The sequence below is a fragment of the Agrobacterium sp. LY4 genome, from assembly GCF_001526585.1.
Classification (GTDB): Bacteria; Pseudomonadota; Alphaproteobacteria; order Rhizobiales; family Rhizobiaceae; genus Agrobacterium; species Agrobacterium leguminum.
Map to the genome: position 1 here is coordinate 431,756 of NZ_ASYA01000001.1, position 17,164 is coordinate 448,919.

Here is a 17,164-nt window from a genome sequence, read left to right on the forward strand (position 1 = left end):
ATAAAGTCTTGCGGAATAGCCATGGAGTGCAGTCATGGAACTATCCGCATGGAGTTGGTGCTCAATCGTGGTGATTGGGGCGTTTGGACTATCCGCTTTTATGTATGTCGTTTGGCAGCAAGCTGTGCGACCCATGCTTGTCCCGCGCGCCGAGATAACGCGCATCGCCGATATCTTAAGCAAGACATATGGAAATGCTGCCGAGGAATTCGCAGTCATCGAGGAAGATCGCGCCTGGCGATATTCCCGGAATTTCGAACAGGGCAAATGGCGGCGGGTGCGCGCGGAGCTTCGCCGCCGTAAAGAGCCTTAGCCTACAGATGCTCCCGATTATCCGTATTCTGCTCCGCCCGGTCCCGATAGAGCGCGGCGCGTCCCAGCAGCATCAGGGAAACCGGGGTCGTCACCGTCATGAAGATGCCGATGAAGATTTCGTGGAAGGCGAAGCGGTCGCCGGAGACGGAGAAATAGATGATCGAGGCCATGACGATGCCGCCGGTGCCCCAGCTGGTGCCGAGTGTGGGCGCATGCAGGCGCTCATAGAAGCTGTTGAGCCTGGCAAAGCCGATGGTGCCGATCAGCGTCAACGAGGCGCCCAGCAGCACGAAAAAGGCCACGGCAATGGCGGCCCAGAGGGGAAATTCGTGCGCCTCGCTCATTCGATCACCTCGCCGCGCATCAGGAATTTGGAAAGGGCGACGGTGGAGACGAAGCCGAGGATGGCGATCAGCAGCGACGCTTCGAAATAGATGTCATTGCCGGTGCGCAGGCCGAAGGTCAAAAGAAGCAGCATGGCGTTGACATAGAGCGTATCCACACCCAGCACACGGTCCTGCGCGCGCGGGCCGATGGCGATGCGATAGACCGAGATCGCCATGGCGATGGCGAGCATGAACTGCGCCAGCGAAAAGGACCAGAAAAGGATAATCGAACTCATTCGAATATCTCCATCAGCAGTTTTTCATAACGGTTCTTGATGAGGCTTATCCAGGCCGCCTCATCCACATCGTCGAGAACGTGAAGCAGCAGCGTGCCCTGGCTGGAATTATATTCGAGCCATGCGCTTCCCGGCGTCGAGGTGAGGATCGTCGCCAGCACCGCAAGCGCCATCGGGTCGCGAATATCGAGCGGCACGGCCAGGAAGCCGGATTTGCGGTCCCTCTCGCGCTTGAACAGGATGATCTTCACGACCGAGAGATTGGACCTGACGATATCGTAAAGCACGATCAGGATGAGCTGCGCGAGCCTGTGCCAGTTGCGGATGCGCGGCTTGGCGGGCCTGAGCGACGCCATCGCCCAGGAGGCGACAAGCGCAACCCCGGTGCCGAGCAGCAGATGCCCGGGCGAAAAGCTGTTGATCGTCATCCAGAAAAAGATCAGCGAGATCGTCAGCAGCGGGTAGGGCAGGACACGGCTTATCATGGCTCTACCTCCGGGTTGCTTCCCGCTCGGGGTGCGGAAATGACACCCTGAATATAGCTTGCCGGCAGGTCGAGAATACGCGCCGTCTCCTGCATGTAACGCATCACCGGTCCCGCCTGCACGGTCATGGCAAGCGTCAGGCCGAGCAGCAGCATCACGGGGGCGATTTCGATGACGAGCACGCGTGGCACGGTGCCTTCGATGGAAGCCCAGAAGGTGCGGATGCCAGCGCGCGTCATCGAGATCAGCGAGGCGAAACCGGCAAAGACGATCAGGAAAACCAGCCACCAGGACAGTGTGGAAACGCTGTCATTGGCGCCAAGCCCGGAAGGATTGAGAATGGCGGTCAGCATCGAGAATTTGGCGATGAAGCCCGAAAGCGGCGGCAGGCCGGCCAGAAGAATGCCGCAGGCGGCAAAACAGGCCCCGAGCACCGCCATGGTGGCGGGCATGGTCACGCCGACTTCCTCCTCCTCCTCTTCCTCGTCGCCTTCGCCATAGGCCTCCATGGTCACGGCAAGAACGTTCGCGCCGGCATCCTGTCCGCGCTCGACGAGTTCGATCAACATGAAGAAGGCGCTGATGGTGAGGGTGGAGCTGACCATGTAATAAAGCGCGCCGGCCGCAACCGTGGGATTGCCGGTGCCCATGGCGGCAAGCAGCGTTCCCGACGAGACGAGAACCGAAAAGCCGGCAAGCCGCCCCAGCGCCTGCGACGCCAGAACGCCGATGGCCCCGAAGATGATGGTGGCGATGCCGCCGACCAGCAGGGCATCATGGCCGAAACCGGCCGATTCCCCGGCCGTCTGCCCGAAAAGCAGGAAGGACAGGCGGGCGATGACATAAATGCCGACCTTGCTCATGATGGCGAAGAGCCCGCCCACCGGGGCCGATGCCGCGCCATAGGCGGAAGGCAGCCAGAAATTCAGCGGCCACATGCCGGCCTTGACCAGAAAGGCGATGCCGAGGATGGCCGAGCCGGTTTCCAAGAGCATGCGCTGATCGGGGTTGAGCCCCTCGATGCGATGGGCGAGATCGCCCATGTTCAGTGTGCCGGTAACGCCATAGATGAGGCTGACGCCGATCAGGAAGAACAGGGCGGCGACGAGGTTGATGGCGATATAATGCAGCCCGGCCTTGACGCGCTGCTGACCGGAACCATGCAGCAGCAGGCCGTAAGAAGCGGCCAGCATCACTTCGAAGAAGACGAAGAGATTGAAGAGGTCGCCGGTCAGGAATGCACCGTTGACGCCCATCAGCATCATCTGGAACAGCGAATGGAAATGCGCGCCCGACCTGTGCCACTTCGCCATCGAATAGATCAAGGACGGAATGGCAAGCAGCGCCGTCAACAGCACCATCAGGCCCGAAAGACGGTCGGCGACGAGCACGATGCCGAAGGGCGCCGGCCAGTTGCCGAGCAGATAGACGCCGCTCGAAACCACGGCGGCGATCTCGGTATTGACCGTCGAATTCACCTCGCGGAACAGCAATATGGCGACCACCAGCAACAGCACGGTCGAGGTGAGGCTGATGGCGGCTTTCGCCACGCGCTGGCGCTCGTCGAAGAACAGCAGAAGGGCCGCGGTAATCAACGGCAGAAGAATGGGCGCGATGACGATGTGGAAGGGGAAAGACATCATTTCGTCTCCCTCCCGTCCACATGGTCGGTGCCGGTAAGGCCGCGGGCGGCAAGCAGCACGACAAGGAACAATGCGGTGGTGGCAAAACCGATGACGATAGCCGTCAGCACCAGCGCCTGCGGCACGGGGTCGGCGAGCGTCGAACTGTCGACGCCGTTCACCAGCACCGGCGGCGCATTGGTCTTGATGCCGCCGACGCCGAAGATGAAGAGGTTGACGGCATAAGACAGCAACGAAAGCCCGACAATGACCTGATAGGTGCGCGGGCGCAGCACCAGCCAAACGCCGGAGCCGGTCATGATGCCGATACCGATGGCGAGAATGAGTTCCATTACACGTCCTCCGCTTTTGCGGCTTCAGGCGTGCGAACGCGGTAGTTACGCAACGATTGGTGTGCCAGTGCTATCAGGATAAGAACGACGGAGCCGACGACCAGCGAGAAGACGCCGAGGTCGAACAGCAGGGCGGATGCCGTCGGCATTTTGCCGATATAGGGTATCTCCGTATATTGAAAATAGGAGGTCAGGAACGGGTAGCCGAAATACCAGGAGCCGATACCCGTCGCCGCCGCCATCAAAAGGCCGAAACCCATCCAGCGCAGCGGCAGGATGCGGATGCGGTCCTCCGCCCAGCGTGCGCCGCCGGCGAGATATTGCAGCAGGAAGCCGATGGCCATGGTGATGCCGGCCGCAAAGCCGCCGCCCGGCAGGTCGTGGCCGCGCATGAACAGGAAGATCGAGAAGGTGATGATGACCGGGAACATCCACTGCATCACGATCGACGGCACATAGAGATAGTCGCGAACCGTATCGCCCTTGCTACGGTCCGGCCGTTCGGCATCGAAGGCGTTCTGCATCTGCTGCTGTTCCGGCACCCCGATGCTTTCATGGGCGGGGCGGAAACGGCGAAGCAGCGCAAAGACGGTGAGCGCGACGATGGCGAGCACCGCGATTTCGCCGAAGGTGTCGAAGCCGCGGAAATCGACCAGAATGACATTGACGACATTGGTGCCGCCGCCTTCGGTATAGGCGCGTTCGAGAAAATAGGTCGCAATCGCGTTCGGCACCGGCAGCGTCATCACGGCATAGGCAATGACGGACATGCCGATACCGCTGCCTGCGGCGAGCAGGAAGTCGCGGGCGCGGCGAAGCTGCGCCGGCAGCTCATCGCTGCTGTCGACCTTCTCGACACGTTTCGGTAGCCATCTGAGGCCGAGCAGGATGAGAACCGTGGTGACGATTTCCACCAGAAGCTGGGTGATCGCTAGATCCGGCGCGGAAAGCCAGACGAAGGTGAGGCAGGTGACGAGGCCCGAGACGCCGAGCATGACGAGGGCGGCGAGGCGATGATATTTCGCCTGCCAGGCCGCACCCATGGCCGCGATCATGCCGATCAGCCAGAGAATGGCGAAGATCGGATCGAAGGTCGTGACGCGCGGCAGCGACAGGGAGAATTCCGAAAGGAAGAGAGGCGAGAAACCGGCAAGAAGCGCCACGAGGATAAGAAGCCTCAGCTGCGGCTGCAGACGCCGCGTGCCGAGCGTGCTTTCCAGCCACCGCGCCCATTTCCAGGACACGGTGACGAGAATGCGCTCGAAGATGCGCTGTCCCCGCAAATGCCGGAAGACCGGCGGGCCATCGTCGCAGCGCGAGAAATAACCGCCGAGCAGGGCATAGATCGTAACCCCGCCGATCAGCGCCGCGATACTCATGATCAGCGGCAGGTTGAAACCGTGCCAGATCGACAGGCTGTAGACCGGCGTTTGCGCACCAAGCACGGAAAGCACGGCCGAATGCAGGAACGGGCCGATGGAGAGGCTCGGCACGATGCCGACGATCAGGCAGGCGAAGACGAGGAATTCGATGGGGAAACGCATCCAGCGCGGCGGCTCGTGCGGATGCGGGTTCGGCAGATCGACGGGCTTGGGGCCGAAGAAGACCGTGTGGATGAAGCGCAGCGAATAGGCGACGGCAAATGCACCCGACAGCGTCGCGACATAGGGCAGCGCCCGGTCCAGCAGCGAGTCGGCATGGGTTTCGACGGCCTCTGCAAAGAACATTTCCTTGGAAAGGAAGCCGTTGAACAGCGGCACCCCGGCCATGGCCGCACTCGCCGCCATGGCGAGTGTCGCGGTCGCCGGCATATAGGTGTAAAGCCCGCTTAAGCGCCGCATGTCGCGCGTACCGGTTTCATGGTCGATGATACCGGCCGCCATGAACAGCGACGCCTTGAAGGTGGCGTGGTTGACCATGTGGAAAATGGCCGCCACTGCCGCAAGCGGGCTGCCGAGGCTGAGCAGCGTGGTGATGAGGCCAAGATGGCTGATGGTGGAATAGGCCAGCAGCCCCTTCAGATCCTGCTGGAACATGGCGAAATAGGCGCCGAGCAGCAGGGTTATGATGCCGGCCGCGCCCACCAGCCAGAACCATTCCGGCGTGCCCGCCAGCACCGGCCAGAACCGCGCCAGCAGGAAAACCCCGGCCTTCACCATGGTGGCCGAATGCAGATAGGCGGAAACGGGTGTGGGCGCCGCCATGGCGTTGGGCAGCCAGAAATGGAACGGAAACTGTGCGCTCTTGGTCAGCGCACCGCCGAGAATGAGGATGAGCGCCGGTACATAGAGGGAATGGGCGCGGATGGCCGCACCGGCCTCGATGATCCTGTCGAGGTCATAGCTTCCCGCCATATGGCCGAGGATCAGCAGGCCAGCCAGCAGGCTGAAGCCGCCGATGCCGGTCACGGTCAGCGCCATGCGGGCGCCGTCGCGCGCACCGGCGTTCTGATGCCAGTAGCCGATCAGCAGGAACGAAAAGATGCTGGTCATTTCCCAGAAGATCGACAGCAGGATGACGTTGCCGGAGAGCACCACGCCAAGCATCGAGCCCATGAAGGCGAGCAGGAAGGCGAAGAAACGGGGAATCGGGTCTTCGGCCGACATATAATAACGCGCGTAGAGCACCACCAGCAGACCGATGCCGGTAATGAGCATCGTGAAAATCCAGGCAAATCCGTCCAGCCGCAGGGTAAAGTTCAGGCCGAGCTGGGGCAGCCATTCCACATCATACTTGAGAACCGCGCCGCCGCTGACGCTCGTATAAAGAAAAATGCTGCTGACAAGGCCGAAAAGGGCGACTGCGCCCGCAACGGAGGCGGGACCGGCGGCCGCACCCTCGCGCGGCATGAAGGCCGTCAGAAGCGCGCCAACGAAGGGCAATGCGACAATGAATGGAAGAATGATTGCAAGTGTCATATGCGGCGGCGGTTTTCTCTCTGGAATGGGAGCCTACGGCGGGTTTCCGACGACTCCGATCCCTCAAGGTTCGCAATGAACCGAATGATGAGGACCGCCGGAATGACTAATACATAATATGCGGAGGCGCGCGTGGAACCACGCTGGCAAAGTCTCGGAAAGCTTGTGGCACGATGGCAACAGCAACGAGCGAGACGTCGGCATTATCCCTGAGGCTCGGGGCGGGTGAGGCAGACGCGTCCAGGCGAAAGCCTGAGCCGGCATCGCCGGCCCTGCAGCCGAAATCATTGCCGCTATTGCAATCCTTTTCGCGAAGAGAAAGGGAACGGCCGGGATCGACGCTCTGCAATCGTTCGAGGCGGCTGGTTTTGGAAAGGGGCTTGACGCCGGCCGGTGCCTGAAAGCCGATCATGACCAGCAGGCTCGCGACCACGAGACCGATCAGCACTTGCGGATGGCGCCTTGAACTGCGGCCTTTCTCCATCCATGGCAAGTTGGCATCTCCTTGATCGTAAAGGTCTCTTTAAAGCATCACCGTTGAGCGAATATCCTGTTGATTTGTTTTAGGGGAAGCCGGACATGCTTGTCCAGCGCGCATGCGGGAAAAACCGCCCGCGGCGTCCGATTCCTTTTCGTTTTTGCCCGTTTGCGGCAAAGTGAGGGCGGCATTGGCTAAAAGCTTTTACAAATTTTACCGTTTGACGCCGACGCCTGTGTTTCTTAACTTTCAAGCAAGGAATTAACCATAAAGATTGATGGTATTTCCACGGCGGAATGGGGTTCTCTCCCCTTCCAGGCATGACGCCGCACTGCCGTACCGGTGCCGATCCGGTATTTTCGTTTCTTGGTTCAAGAAGGTCTGGCAGGCGTCGATGCCGCATCGTCCGCGATGGGTATGTTCGTTCAAAAATCCCCTCAGGGTGCTGGCGTTCTGAACCTTGGCCAATTTGGCCGGGTTTTACCGGCCGTCATGTTGTTGGGGACGTCGGTTGGGGCAGGATTTGCCATCAGATCAAGCGCGTAGATCGGCAGGCGGAAGTCTGGCGGGACGGTTGCGTTTTGCCGGCCTCGACGAGACGCAATCCGATTTCCTGCGCAGCTATCGCAGCATGCTGGAGCCTTACGTCAAGGCCGGCCTGCGGGACGTGATGACCCGTTTCCAGTCCATGCCGGACTGTTCTCCGTCTTTCGAAAGCGAAAACCAGCTCGACCGCCTGCACGATCTGCAATCCTCGCACTGGAGCGTTCTGACCGATGCGCGTTTCGATGCGCTTTATGCCGAGCGGGTGAAGGTTCTTTCCGACAATGCCAGCCGCATGGGGCTCGATCCGCGCTGGCAGATCGCCAGCCACGCGGTGGTTCTGGAACATCTCGTCGGCGGGCTGGTGGCCGAACATGCGCCACGCTCCATCCTGCCCGGCAACCGCAAGAAAACCCGTGAACTGGCGGAAGCCGTCAAGAATGTCGTCCGTCTGGTGATGGTTGATACCGAAATCGCCGTCTCGTTGCGCTTCAACGAATTGCGTCTGCGCCATGGCCGCGAACTGGCGGAACAGCGCGACAATGACCGCTCCGAAGCGGCGAAGTTGCTGGGCACGGCATTGACGGCCTTTGCCGCAGGCGATCTGCAGGCCCGCATCGGCGGCGAAGTGCCGGAAGCCTATCGAGATGTTGCGGCTTCCTTCAACACGGCTTTGGAAACGATCGGCGCATCGCTGATCGCGGCGCAAAACAGCATCGGCGAGGCCGAGGCGCTCGGTGCGCGGTTTGCCGATATGGGCCGCTCCATGGCCGAGCGCTCCCGCCAGCAGGCCGAAGCGCTTGCCGAAACCTCCCGCGCCATCCAGACGATGATCGGGAACGTTGCTGAAAACGGCGCCCGCATATCGGCCACGGAAACGGCTGTTTCCCGCGCCCGTGAGGCGGCGGTCGAAAGCGGCAAGGCTATCGGCGAGGCGATCGACGCCATGTCTGACATCGAACAATCCGCCGAACAGATCGGCAGGATCATCGGCACGATTGACGAGATTGCTTTTCAGACCAACCTTCTCGCCCTCAATGCCGGCATCGAGGCGGCGCGCGCGGGTGAAAGCGGACGTGGTTTCGCTGTCGTCGCGCAGGAGGTCCGGGCGCTCGCCCAGCGTTCCGCCGACGCTGCAAGGGAGATCAAGAGCCTCGTCGGCACCACGAAGACGCAGGTTGAGGGCGGCGTGCGCATGGTCAACCGCACCCAGGACGCAATCGGCGGCGTCGTCCGGCAGGTTTCAGGCATCAACGACATGATCGCGGAAGTCTCCCGGCATACGGCCGAGCAGGCCGGCGAACTGCAATCGGTTGCCGCCGATATTGGCGGGCAGCAACGGCAGGCGGACCGGAATGCCGTCGATATCAGTGCGAGCGCCTCCGAGGCCGAAGCGCTTCAAACCGTCATTCTGGAACTCGGCCGCACCATCCGCGAATTCCGCATTGCCCGTCAGGGGCAGGCGAAGGCGGCGTCCGGTGCGGACCGGCAGGACACTTCATTTATGGCCCGTGCGGATAACCGCACGGATTACGGCCAGGATTACCAACAATTCAGACGCCAAGGAGTCATGTAATGGCAGCCAGAAAAGCAGCTGAGGCGACGCTGAAACTGTCACCGGTGCTGGATCTCAACGAAGCATCGGCCCTGCACGGCAAGCTGATGACGCTGAGAGGAGCACCGTTGTCGGTCGACGCGTCCGAGGTGGAGCGTATCGGTGCACTTTGCGCCCAGGTCCTCATGGCCGGCGCGAAGTCCTGGGAGGAGGATGGCAAGCCCTTCGGTTTTGCCAGGGTGTCCGATGCATTCGACAAGACCATGAAACTGATAGGCGTCGATATTGACCATTTGCTCCCCAAGGAGATGCAAAAGTGAAGAAAAAAGTTCTTACCGTGGATGATTCCCGGACGATCAGGAACATGCTCCTGGTCACGCTTAACAATGCCGGTTTCGAAACCATTCAGGCCGAAGACGGCATCGAGGGCCTCGAAGTGCTCGAGCAGAGCAACCCCGATGTCATCGTGACTGATATCAACATGCCCCGTCTCGATGGTTTCGGCTTCATCGAGGGTGTGCGTCGCAACGAAAAGTACCGGGCGATCCCGATCCTCGTTCTGACGACCGAAAGCGATGCAGAAAAGAAGAACCGCGCCCGTCAGGCCGGTGCGACCGGCTGGATCGTCAAGCCGTTCGACCCTGCAAAACTCATCGATGCCATTGAACGCGTAACCGCCTGATACGGGACATTTCACGATGGATATGAACGAAATCAAGGAAATCTTTTTCCAGGAATGCGAGGAGCAGCTCGCCGAACTGGAATCGGGGCTTCTTAAATTGAATGACGGCGACCGTGATCCGGAAACCGTCAACGCCGTTTTCCGTGCCGTTCATTCCATCAAGGGCGGGGCGGGTGCCTTCGGTCTCGATGATCTCGTGGCTTTCGCCCACGTTTTTGAAACGACCCTCGACTGCGTCCGCTCCAACAAGCTGGAGCCGACCCAGGATGTTCTGAAAGTCATGCTGCGCTCCGCCGACGTGCTGGCGGACCTGACCAATGCGGCAAGAGACGGCGGCAGCGTCGATGAAAGCCGCACCCGTGGCCTCGTGAAGGAACTGGAAGCGCTGGCAAACGGCGAAGCCGTTCCGGCATCCGCGCCGGCTCCCGTCGCCGTAAAGGCACCGGAACCCGTGAAGGCCAAGCCGACGGATGAGAGCGGCTTTGAGCCGATCCCGTTCTCTTTTACGGACTTTGCCGACGAAACCACGCCGCTGATGGAAGTGCCGTCCTTCCAGATCACCTTCAAGCCGCATGCGTCGCTTTATTCGAAGGGCAACGAGGCGGCACTTCTGCTGCGCGATCTCTCGCGCATCGGCGAGATGAGCATCAATTGCGACATGTCGGAGCTGCCTTCGCTCGACAAGCTCGATCCTGAAGCATCCTATCTCTCCTGGACGGTTTCGATCGCGACCGACAAGGGCGAAGAGGGTATCCGCAGCGTCTTCGAATTTGCCGAATGGGATTGCGATCTGGAAATCGTGCCTGATGTTTCGGCCGTCGCAGGCGGCGATGAAGAGCTTCCGATGATCCCGGTGCCGTTCGACCTTTCGGCTCTCGATAGCGGATCGGAAGAGCAGCCCATCGTTGAAATCGCTACGGCGGAAGCGTCTTATGCTGCAGCAGCCGTCGAAACGGCCGTCGCGACGACGCAGATCGCCCAGAGCGTCAATGCCGCCATCGAAAAGCGCGAGGCTGCGGCCGCGCCTGCCGCAGCGCAGGCGAACGCCAACGCAGCGGCCAATGCCAGCGCCGGCCAGACCATCCGTGTCGATCTCGATCGCGTCGACCGCCTGATCAACCTTGTCGGCGAGCTCGTCATCAATCAGGCGATGCTGTCGCAGAGTGTCATCGAAAACGACGCAAGTGGCACGTCGGCCGTCAATATGGGCCTCGACGAGCTGCAGCAGCTGACGCGCGAAATCCAGGACAGCGTCATGGCGATCCGCGCGCAGCCGGTAAAGCCGGTGTTCCAGCGCATGTCGCGTATCGTCCGCGAAGTCGCCGATATGATCGGCAAGCAGATCCGCCTCATCACCGAAGGTGAAAACACAGAAGTCGACAAGACGGTCATCGACAAGCTGGCGGAACCTCTGACGCACATGATCCGCAATGCCGTCGACCACGGCATCGAAACGCCGGAAAAGCGCGAGGCTGCGGGCAAGAACCCGGAAGGCACCATCAAGCTTTCGGCCAAGCATCGTTCTGGCCGTATCCTGATCGAGCTTCAGGACGATGGCGCCGGCATCAACCGCGAGCGCGTTCGCCAGAAGGCAATCGACAACGATCTCATTGCCGCCGATGCGAACCTGACCGATGAGGAGATCGACAATCTGATCTTCGCGCCGGGCTTCTCCACCGCCGACAAGATTTCCGACATTTCCGGCCGCGGCGTCGGCATGGATGTGGTCAAGCGCTCCATTCAGGCGCTTGGCGGTCGCATCAGCATCTCCTCGCGCCCCGGCCATGGTTCGACCTTCACCATGAGCCTGCCGCTGACGCTCGCCGTTCTTGACGGCATGGTGGTGACCGTTGCCGGCCAGACGCTGGTGGTACCGCTGACGGCAATCGTCGAAACCCTGCAGCCGGAGGCGAAGAACATTCACTCCTTCGGCGCGAACCAGCGGCTGATCTCGATCCGCAACTCCTTCTGCCCGCTGGTCGATGTCGGCCGCGTGCTGAACTTCCGCCCGACCCAGGCCGATCCGGTCGAAGGTGTCGCCCTTCTGGTGGAATCGGAAGGCGGCGGCCAGCGTGCCCTGATGGTGGATGCGATCCAGGGCCAGCGTCAGGTTGTCATCAAGTCGTTGGAAGCCAACTATACCCATGTTCCGGGCATTGCCGCCGCCACCATCCTCGGTGACGGCCGCGTTGCGCTCATCCTGGATGTCGATGCCATCGTCAGCGCCTCGCGCGGACAGCCCCTGAAGCAGGAAATGTCGCTTGCGGCGACAGGTTGAAAGCGGATCGTTCATGGCAGCACTTAATTTCAGCGATCAGCGCCAGTCTCCCGACGAGGTTCTTGCCAGCGGCGAATACCCGCTGACGAGACGCGACCTGTCGGAAATCGCGGCGATGATCTATGCCGATGCGGGCATCTATCTCAACGACACCAAGGCGTCGCTGGTTTATTCCCGCCTGTCGAAGCATATCCGCAATCTCGGCCTGTCGGGTTTTCGCGAATATTGCGCATTGGTGTCCTCGCCGGATGGCGCGCAGGCGCGGCGCGAAATGCTGTCGCATCTGACGACGAATTTCACCCGCTTCTTCCGCGAGAACCATCATTTCGAACATCTGCGTGACGAGGTCCTGCCGGGTCTTATCGCACGGGCGAAGAGCGGCGGTCGTGTCCGCATCTGGTCGGCCGCCTGTTCGGACGGGCAGGAGCCCTATTCCATCGCGCTCACCGTGCTCGCCATGTTTCCGAATGCGGCGGATTACGATTTCAAGATTCTCGCGACGGATATCGACCCGAAGATTTTGGCGCAGGCCCGGGCAGGGGTCTATGACGACAATGCGCTCGAAACCGTGTCTCCCGCCATGCGCAAGCAATGGTTCACGGAAGTCGATGCCGGCGGTCGCCGCAAGTTCCGCATCGACGACAAGGTCAAGCGTCTCATCACCTTCAACGAATTGAACCTGATGACGCAATGGCCCTTCAAGGGCAATTTCGACGTGATCTTCTGCCGCAACGTCGTCATCTATTTCGACGAGCCGACGCAGATGCGCATCTGGTCGCGTTTTGCCGGGCTGCTGCCTGAAGGCGGTCATCTTTATATCGGGCATTCCGAACGCGTCTCCGGTGACGCCAAGAACCTGTTCGACAATACCGGCATCACCACCTACCGCTTCACTGGCCACGCTTCGGGGAGGAAGGCATGAGCGCACTCGCACGGGTACTCGTCGTCGATGATTCGCCCACCATGCGCGGCCTGATTTCGGCTGTCCTCAAGGCCGATCCGGAAGTCGAGGTGGTCGGGCAGGCCGGCAACGCCATGGAAGCACGCGCGGCGATCAAGCAGCTCAATCCCGATGTCGTGACGCTCGACATCGAGATGCCGGAAATGAACGGGCTGGAATTTCTCGAAAAGATCATGCGCCTGCGGCCCATGCCGGTCATCATGGTCTCGTCGCTGACCCATCGCGGTGCGGATGCTTCGCTGGCTGCGCTTGAAATCGGCGCCTTCGACTGTGTCGGCAAGCCGGCGCCGGGCGATGCGCGCCCCTTCGGCGATCTGGCCGACAAGGTGAAGGCCGCCGCCCGCTCGCAACACGCCGCCTACCGTGCGGCGCGCCCGGAAGCCGCAGCCGCGCCGCAGCCGGTCCCGGTCAGTGAATATCGGGCGGGGCGCAAGGTCGTGGCCATCGGTTCCTCCACGGGCGGTGTCGAAGCGTTGATCGCCGTGCTGCAGAAATTTCCGGCCAATTGCCCGCCGACCGTCATCACCCAGCACATGCCACCGACCTTCACGAAGAGTTTCGCCGAACGGCTGAACCGCATCTGCGCCCCCGTGGTGGAAGAGGCGACGGACGGTGCACGTCTGCAGACCGGCAAGATCTATCTTGCGCCGGGCGGCGAGCGCCATTTGCAGATCGCCAACCGGTCCGCACCCTGCTGCCGGCTCGTCGAACGCGATCCCGTCAACGGCCATCGCCCCTCCGTCGATGTGCTGTTCGATTCGGTGGCTGAACTTGCCGGCCGTAACGCCGTCGGCGTCATTCTCACCGGCATGGGCCGCGATGGCGCAGCCGGGCTGTTGAAAATGCGTCATGCCGGTGCGCGCACCGTCGGCCAGAACGAAAAAACATGTGTCGTCTACGGCATGCCCCGCGTGGCCTATGAACTTGGCGCCGTGGAACAGCAACTCGCGCTGGCCTCCATCGGCGAAGAAATCCTGAAACTAACCACTGCCCGCAAAGAAGGTGCTGACTAATGTCTCTCGCAGAAAAGATCAAAGTTCTGATCGTCGACGATCAGGTGACCAGCCGGCTGCTCCTCAGCGATGCGCTGACACAGCTCGGCTTCAAGCAGATCACCGCCGCCGGTGACGGCGAGCAGGGAATGAAGATCATGGAGCAGCAGCCCCATCATCTCGTCATTTCCGATTTCAACATGCCGAAGATGGACGGTCTCGGTTTCCTGCACGCCGTCAGGGCCAACCCGACCACCAAGAAGGCCGCCTTCATCATCCTCACCGCGCAGGGCGACCGCGCGCTGGTGCAGAAGGCAGCCCAGCTCGGCGCCAACAACGTGCTGGCCAAGCCCTTCACGATCGACAAGATGCGCGCTGCCATCGAGGCGGTTTTCGGATCGCTGAAATGATTGAAGCTGCGGCCAAGCGCGTACATATCATTCAGGGCGAGTATAAGGTCGTCAGCGATCCCGATGTGGTGCTGACGACGATACTCGGTTCGTGCGTGGCTGCCTGTCTGAGAGACCCCGTTGCCGGCCTGGGAGGCATGAACCACTTCCTGTTGCCGGGAACGGGAAATGTGACCGGCGGAGATGCCACGCGTTACGGCGTGCATCTCATGGAGCTCTTGATCAACGGCCTCCTGAAGCAGGGGGCGCGGCGCGACCGGCTGGAAGCCAAGGTTTTCGGCGGCGCAAAGACGATTGCCAGCTTCTCCAACGTCGGCGAGCAGAATGCCATCTTCGCCATGCAGTTTCTCAAGGATGAAGGTATTCCGGTCTTAAGCTCCTCCACGGGCGGGGACCACGGCCGAAAGATCGAATTCTGGCCGGTCTCCGGGCGCGCGCGTCAGCATCCGCTCAGCGGCGCGGAAACCCAGAAGACGGTTGCCATGGAAACGCGTCCGGTGCCGGCCCCCAAGCCGGTCGCCAACGACATCGAATTTTTCTAGTCACGGAGTTTCCAATGCAGCTTGCAGAGCACACCGCCGCCACTCCGTTCGAAGAAGCCCTGCCGGACGTTCTGATGCGCGTGGTATCGGAACTGCACGACGTCGCCTATCTCATCGAGCGCATCGAGCCGCAGTTGCTTGAGGTGACCAGCGGTCAATTGTCCAGTGAAGGCGTCAAGCTGCTGCAGGGCATCGATCTTGCCGTCCAGAAAACCCGCGGCCTTGCGGAATTCATCGATACCATCACCGGTTCCATCCCCGGAGACTGGATCGTGGATGTTTCCACCGCCCTCAGCCTCGTCAAGCTGGCCGAGATGCAGAAGGCGCTCGGCGCGGCCTTCCGCCATGGCCATTCCCAGCCGCTCGACAAGGCCTCGGGCGACTTCGACCTCTTCTAGAACTATTTCGGCCAGCGTTGCCGTCCTTCGCGGAATGCGGAGAAAGGCAACGCTCGCGCAAGCTTCGCACCCTATTGTCACGACGGGGCCAAAAGGTCTCGGACTCTATGAATGACGGTGCGGAACAGAATGAATCTGTTAAATCAAATCCCTCAGGTCTTGAAGAATGTCGCGGCGCTGGGGCAGACACGGCTGCTGATGCTGGGCGGCGTGGGCGTTGTGTCCATGGCCATCATCCTTGCCGCAGCTCTTTACGTGAACCGTCCCGCTTACGAGACCCTCTATGTGGGGCTTGAAAAAAGCGACCTTAACAAGATCAGCATTGCGCTCGCCGAATCGGGTCTGGACTTTCAGGTGGGGACCGATGGTTCCAGCCTTCAGGTTCCCGTCGGCCTCACCAGCAAGGCAAGATTGCTTCTGGCTGAGCGCGGCCTGCCCGACAGCGCCAATGCCGGTTATGAGCTTTTCGACAATGTCGGCTCTCTCGGCCTGACCTCCTTCATGCAGGAAGTGACGCGCGTTCGCGCCCTTGAGGGCGAGATCGGCCGCTCCATCCAGCAGATCGACGGCATTGCGGCCGCACGCGTCCATATCGTCATGCCTGACGTCGGCAATTTCCGTCGTGGCGAACAGAAGCCCACCGCATCGGTCATGATTCGCGCCAGTGCTTCGGCCGGCCGCAAGGCGTCCGCCTCCATCCGTCACCTCGTCGCCTCGGCCGTTCCCGGCCTTGAAGTCGATGATGTGACCCTGCTTGATTCGACCGGCCAGCTTCTCGCTTCCGGCGACGATGTCACCAATGCCGCCATGAACCGCTCGCTGACGCTGGCGCAGAATGTGCAGCAGGAAATCGAAACCAATATCGACAAGGCGCTGGCGCCTTTCCTCGGCATGGACAATTTCCGCTCCAGCGTCACGGCGCAGCTCAATACCGACAGCCGCCAGATTCAGGAAACCGTCTACGATCCGGAATCGCGCGTCGAGCGCTCCGTGCGCACGGTGAAGGAAGACCAGAAATCGCAGGAAACGCAGCCGGATACGGCCGCGACCGTGGAACAGAACGTACCGCAGGCCGCACCCCAGGGCGGCGGCGGCGGTCCGCAGTCCTCCGACCAGTCGGCCAAGAAGGAAGAGCAGACCAACTACGAGATCAATTCCAAGACGGTAGCCACGGTCAAGAACGGCTACACCGTCGAGAAGATTTCGGTCGCGGTCGTCGTCAACAAGGGCCGGATCGCCAAGATGGTCGGCGAGCCCGCCGATCAGGCGAAGATCGACGCCTATCTTGCCGAAATGCAGAAGATCGTCACTTCGGCGGCGGGCATTTCCTCCGACCGTGGCGACATCGTCTCGCTGACGGCGATGGACTTCCTCGAAACGCAATTGCTGGATGAAGCCGCAACCGGACCGGGCATCATGGAAGTGCTGAGCCGCAATTCCGCCGGCATCATCAACTCGCTCGCCTTTGTCGCGGTCGCCTTCCTTGTCGTCTGGCTCGGTGTACGCCCTCTGGTCCGCACGGTGACCGGCAACGGTGCCGCCGCAGGTCAGCTCAGCCAGGAGGCCGCCGGTCTCGAACTGCCGGATTTCTCTCCCGGCATGGATGCGGGCGCAGGCGGTCTCATGGAAGGTTTCGGGGCGGATTTCGGCTTCGACAGCACCGACGACCTTCTGGCGGGTGGCGATGGCGAGGGCACATTCAACCGCCGGGTTCGCGAAGGACCGGAACGCAGGCTCTCCCGCATGGTGGAAATCAGCGAGGAAAGAGCCGCCAAGATCCTGCGCAAATGGGCGGTGGAAAAAGCAGCATAATATCGAAAAGGCCGGTTTTACCCGGCCTTTTTTCCGTTTTTGGGCTTTTTGCTATGCTTGGCGGGCGAGCCGTGGCAATCTCGTTTCAGGACAGTGTTTACAAAAAATTCAGCAACGATACAGTTTGCTGGGAATTGGCTGAGAATGCCGTTTATGGATTGAACAGCTTTTCAGTATGTTTTTTTAGTAATAGACGAG

At 61.0% G+C, this 17,164-nt stretch carries 18 protein-coding genes; 11 read left to right on the top strand and 7 right to left on the bottom strand.

Annotation, left to right across the window (positions count from 1 at the left end; translation table 11 throughout):
- Window positions 1-34 precede the first annotated feature (34 nt).
- Entirely contained in the window at window positions 35-313 is a 279-nt protein-coding gene (locus L904_RS27525; RefSeq protein WP_155246271.1) for a hypothetical protein, read from the top strand.
- Window position 314: 1 nt separating this feature from the next.
- Here L904_RS27525 and mnhG read toward each other — a convergent pair whose 3' ends face one another.
- From mnhG to L904_RS02190, 7 genes are all read right to left on the bottom strand, one after another.
- Window positions 315-659 carry a monovalent cation/H(+) antiporter subunit G gene (mnhG, locus tag L904_RS02160; protein WP_003522773.1) on the bottom strand — a complete coding sequence of 115 codons (345 nt, stop codon included), beginning with the start codon at window positions 657-659 and terminating at the stop codon, window positions 315-317.
- The gene (locus tag L904_RS02165) at window positions 656-937 is read right to left on the bottom strand and encodes a K+/H+ antiporter subunit F (RefSeq protein ID WP_003522772.1); all 282 of its coding nucleotides are present in this window, start codon (window positions 935-937) and stop codon (window positions 656-658) included. The genes mnhG and L904_RS02165 overlap by 4 nt, the downstream gene beginning before the upstream one ends.
- The gene (locus L904_RS02170) at window positions 934-1,422 is read right to left on the bottom strand and encodes a Na+/H+ antiporter subunit E (protein ID WP_020810386.1); all 489 of its coding nucleotides are present in this window, start codon (window positions 1,420-1,422) and stop codon (window positions 934-936) included. The genes L904_RS02165 and L904_RS02170 overlap by 4 nt, the downstream gene beginning before the upstream one ends.
- Entirely contained in the window at window positions 1,419-3,065 is a 1,647-nt protein-coding gene (locus L904_RS02175; RefSeq protein ID WP_020810385.1) for a monovalent cation/H+ antiporter subunit D, read from the bottom strand. The genes L904_RS02170 and L904_RS02175 overlap by 4 nt, the downstream gene beginning before the upstream one ends.
- Complete coding sequence (locus L904_RS02180; protein ID WP_020810384.1) at window positions 3,062-3,397, bottom strand: Na+/H+ antiporter subunit C; 336 nt, start codon at window positions 3,395-3,397, stop codon at window positions 3,062-3,064. Before L904_RS02180 ends, L904_RS02175 begins: the two co-directional genes overlap by 4 nt.
- On the bottom strand, window positions 3,397-6,315 hold the full coding sequence (locus tag L904_RS02185) for a monovalent cation/H+ antiporter subunit A (protein WP_020810383.1): 2,919 nt from the start codon (window positions 6,313-6,315) through the stop codon (window positions 3,397-3,399). Before L904_RS02185 ends, L904_RS02180 begins: the two co-directional genes overlap by 1 nt.
- A 106-nt stretch (window positions 6,316-6,421) precedes the next feature.
- A complete protein-coding gene (locus L904_RS02190) occupies window positions 6,422-6,799 on the bottom strand; it encodes a hypothetical protein (protein ID WP_035265153.1) in 378 nt (125 codons plus the stop codon).
- A gap of 517 nt (window positions 6,800-7,316) precedes the next feature.
- Here L904_RS02190 and L904_RS02195 point away from each other — a divergent pair.
- The 10 genes from L904_RS02195 to fliF all read left to right on the top strand — a co-directional run bounded on the left by L904_RS02195 (window position 7,317) and on the right by fliF (window position 16,966).
- Window positions 7,317-8,912, top strand: a complete 1,596-nt coding sequence (locus L904_RS02195; RefSeq protein ID WP_256364469.1) for a globin-coupled sensor protein — start codon at window positions 7,317-7,319, stop codon at window positions 8,910-8,912.
- Window positions 8,912-9,211: an STAS domain-containing protein gene (locus tag L904_RS02200; RefSeq protein ID WP_003503483.1), complete on the top strand. Its 300-nt coding sequence runs from the start codon at window positions 8,912-8,914 to the stop codon at window positions 9,209-9,211. Before L904_RS02195 ends, L904_RS02200 begins: the two co-directional genes overlap by 1 nt.
- Window positions 9,208-9,573, top strand: a complete 366-nt coding sequence (gene cheY1, locus L904_RS02205; RefSeq protein ID WP_003493773.1) for a chemotaxis response regulator CheY1 — start codon at window positions 9,208-9,210, stop codon at window positions 9,571-9,573. Before L904_RS02200 ends, cheY1 begins: the two co-directional genes overlap by 4 nt.
- 16 nt (window positions 9,574-9,589) lie before the next feature.
- The gene (locus L904_RS02210) at window positions 9,590-11,851 is read left to right on the top strand and encodes a chemotaxis protein CheA (protein ID WP_035265157.1); all 2,262 of its coding nucleotides are present in this window, start codon (window positions 9,590-9,592) and stop codon (window positions 11,849-11,851) included.
- A 13-nt stretch (window positions 11,852-11,864) separates the two neighbouring features.
- Window positions 11,865-12,773 carry a protein-glutamate O-methyltransferase CheR gene (gene cheR, locus L904_RS02215; RefSeq protein WP_003522764.1) on the top strand — a complete coding sequence of 303 codons (909 nt, stop codon included), beginning with the start codon at window positions 11,865-11,867 and terminating at the stop codon, window positions 12,771-12,773.
- Window positions 12,770-13,825, top strand: coding sequence for a protein-glutamate O-methylesterase CheB (cheB, locus tag L904_RS02220; protein WP_020812042.1), 1,056 nt, complete (start codon window positions 12,770-12,772; stop codon window positions 13,823-13,825). The genes cheR and cheB overlap by 4 nt, the downstream gene beginning before the upstream one ends.
- Window positions 13,825-14,214: a chemotaxis response regulator CheY2 gene (gene cheY2 / locus L904_RS02225; RefSeq protein WP_003503467.1), complete on the top strand. Its 390-nt coding sequence runs from the start codon at window positions 13,825-13,827 to the stop codon at window positions 14,212-14,214. The genes cheB and cheY2 overlap by 1 nt, the downstream gene beginning before the upstream one ends.
- Window positions 14,211-14,756, top strand: coding sequence for a chemoreceptor glutamine deamidase CheD (cheD, locus tag L904_RS02230; RefSeq protein WP_003522762.1), 546 nt, complete (start codon window positions 14,211-14,213; stop codon window positions 14,754-14,756). The genes cheY2 and cheD overlap by 4 nt, the downstream gene beginning before the upstream one ends.
- Before the next feature lie 14 nt (window positions 14,757-14,770).
- On the top strand, window positions 14,771-15,154 hold the full coding sequence (locus tag L904_RS02235; RefSeq protein ID WP_035262798.1) for a hypothetical protein: 384 nt from the start codon (window positions 14,771-14,773) through the stop codon (window positions 15,152-15,154).
- Between the two features lie 129 nt (window positions 15,155-15,283).
- The gene (fliF, locus tag L904_RS02240) at window positions 15,284-16,966 is read left to right on the top strand and encodes a flagellar basal-body MS-ring/collar protein FliF (protein ID WP_035262795.1); all 1,683 of its coding nucleotides are present in this window, start codon (window positions 15,284-15,286) and stop codon (window positions 16,964-16,966) included.
- Window positions 16,967-17,164: the final 198 nt, after the last annotated feature.

What these genes read in the sequence shown, in the direction of transcription:
- L904_RS27525 (WP_155246271.1), top strand. Translation starts at nt 35, where the DNA reads ATGGAACTATCCGCATGGAGTTGGTGCTCAATCGTGGTGATTGGGGCG.
- mnhG (WP_003522773.1), bottom strand. Translation starts at nt 659, where the DNA reads ATGAGCGAGGCGCACGAATTTCCCCTCTGGGCCGCCATTGCCGTGGCC.
- L904_RS02165 (WP_003522772.1), bottom strand. Translation starts at nt 937, where the DNA reads ATGAGTTCGATTATCCTTTTCTGGTCCTTTTCGCTGGCGCAGTTCATG.
- L904_RS02170 (WP_020810386.1), bottom strand. Translation starts at nt 1,422, where the DNA reads ATGATAAGCCGTGTCCTGCCCTACCCGCTGCTGACGATCTCGCTGATC.
- L904_RS02175 (WP_020810385.1), bottom strand. Translation starts at nt 3,065, where the DNA reads ATGATGTCTTTCCCCTTCCACATCGTCATCGCGCCCATTCTTCTGCCG.
- L904_RS02180 (WP_020810384.1), bottom strand. Translation starts at nt 3,397, where the DNA reads ATGGAACTCATTCTCGCCATCGGTATCGGCATCATGACCGGCTCCGGC.
- L904_RS02185 (WP_020810383.1), bottom strand. Translation starts at nt 6,315, where the DNA reads ATGACACTTGCAATCATTCTTCCATTCATTGTCGCATTGCCCTTCGTT.
- L904_RS02190 (WP_035265153.1), bottom strand. Translation starts at nt 6,799, where the DNA reads ATGGAGAAAGGCCGCAGTTCAAGGCGCCATCCGCAAGTGCTGATCGGT.
- L904_RS02200 (WP_003503483.1), top strand. Translation starts at nt 8,912, where the DNA reads ATGGCAGCCAGAAAAGCAGCTGAGGCGACGCTGAAACTGTCACCGGTG.
- L904_RS02210 (WP_035265157.1), top strand. Translation starts at nt 9,590, where the DNA reads ATGGATATGAACGAAATCAAGGAAATCTTTTTCCAGGAATGCGAGGAG.
- cheR (WP_003522764.1), top strand. Translation starts at nt 11,865, where the DNA reads ATGGCAGCACTTAATTTCAGCGATCAGCGCCAGTCTCCCGACGAGGTT.
- cheB (WP_020812042.1), top strand. Translation starts at nt 12,770, where the DNA reads ATGAGCGCACTCGCACGGGTACTCGTCGTCGATGATTCGCCCACCATG.
- cheY2 (WP_003503467.1), top strand. Translation starts at nt 13,825, where the DNA reads ATGTCTCTCGCAGAAAAGATCAAAGTTCTGATCGTCGACGATCAGGTG.
- cheD (WP_003522762.1), top strand. Translation starts at nt 14,211, where the DNA reads ATGATTGAAGCTGCGGCCAAGCGCGTACATATCATTCAGGGCGAGTAT.
- L904_RS02235 (WP_035262798.1), top strand. Translation starts at nt 14,771, where the DNA reads ATGCAGCTTGCAGAGCACACCGCCGCCACTCCGTTCGAAGAAGCCCTG.
- fliF (WP_035262795.1), top strand. Translation starts at nt 15,284, where the DNA reads ATGAATCTGTTAAATCAAATCCCTCAGGTCTTGAAGAATGTCGCGGCG.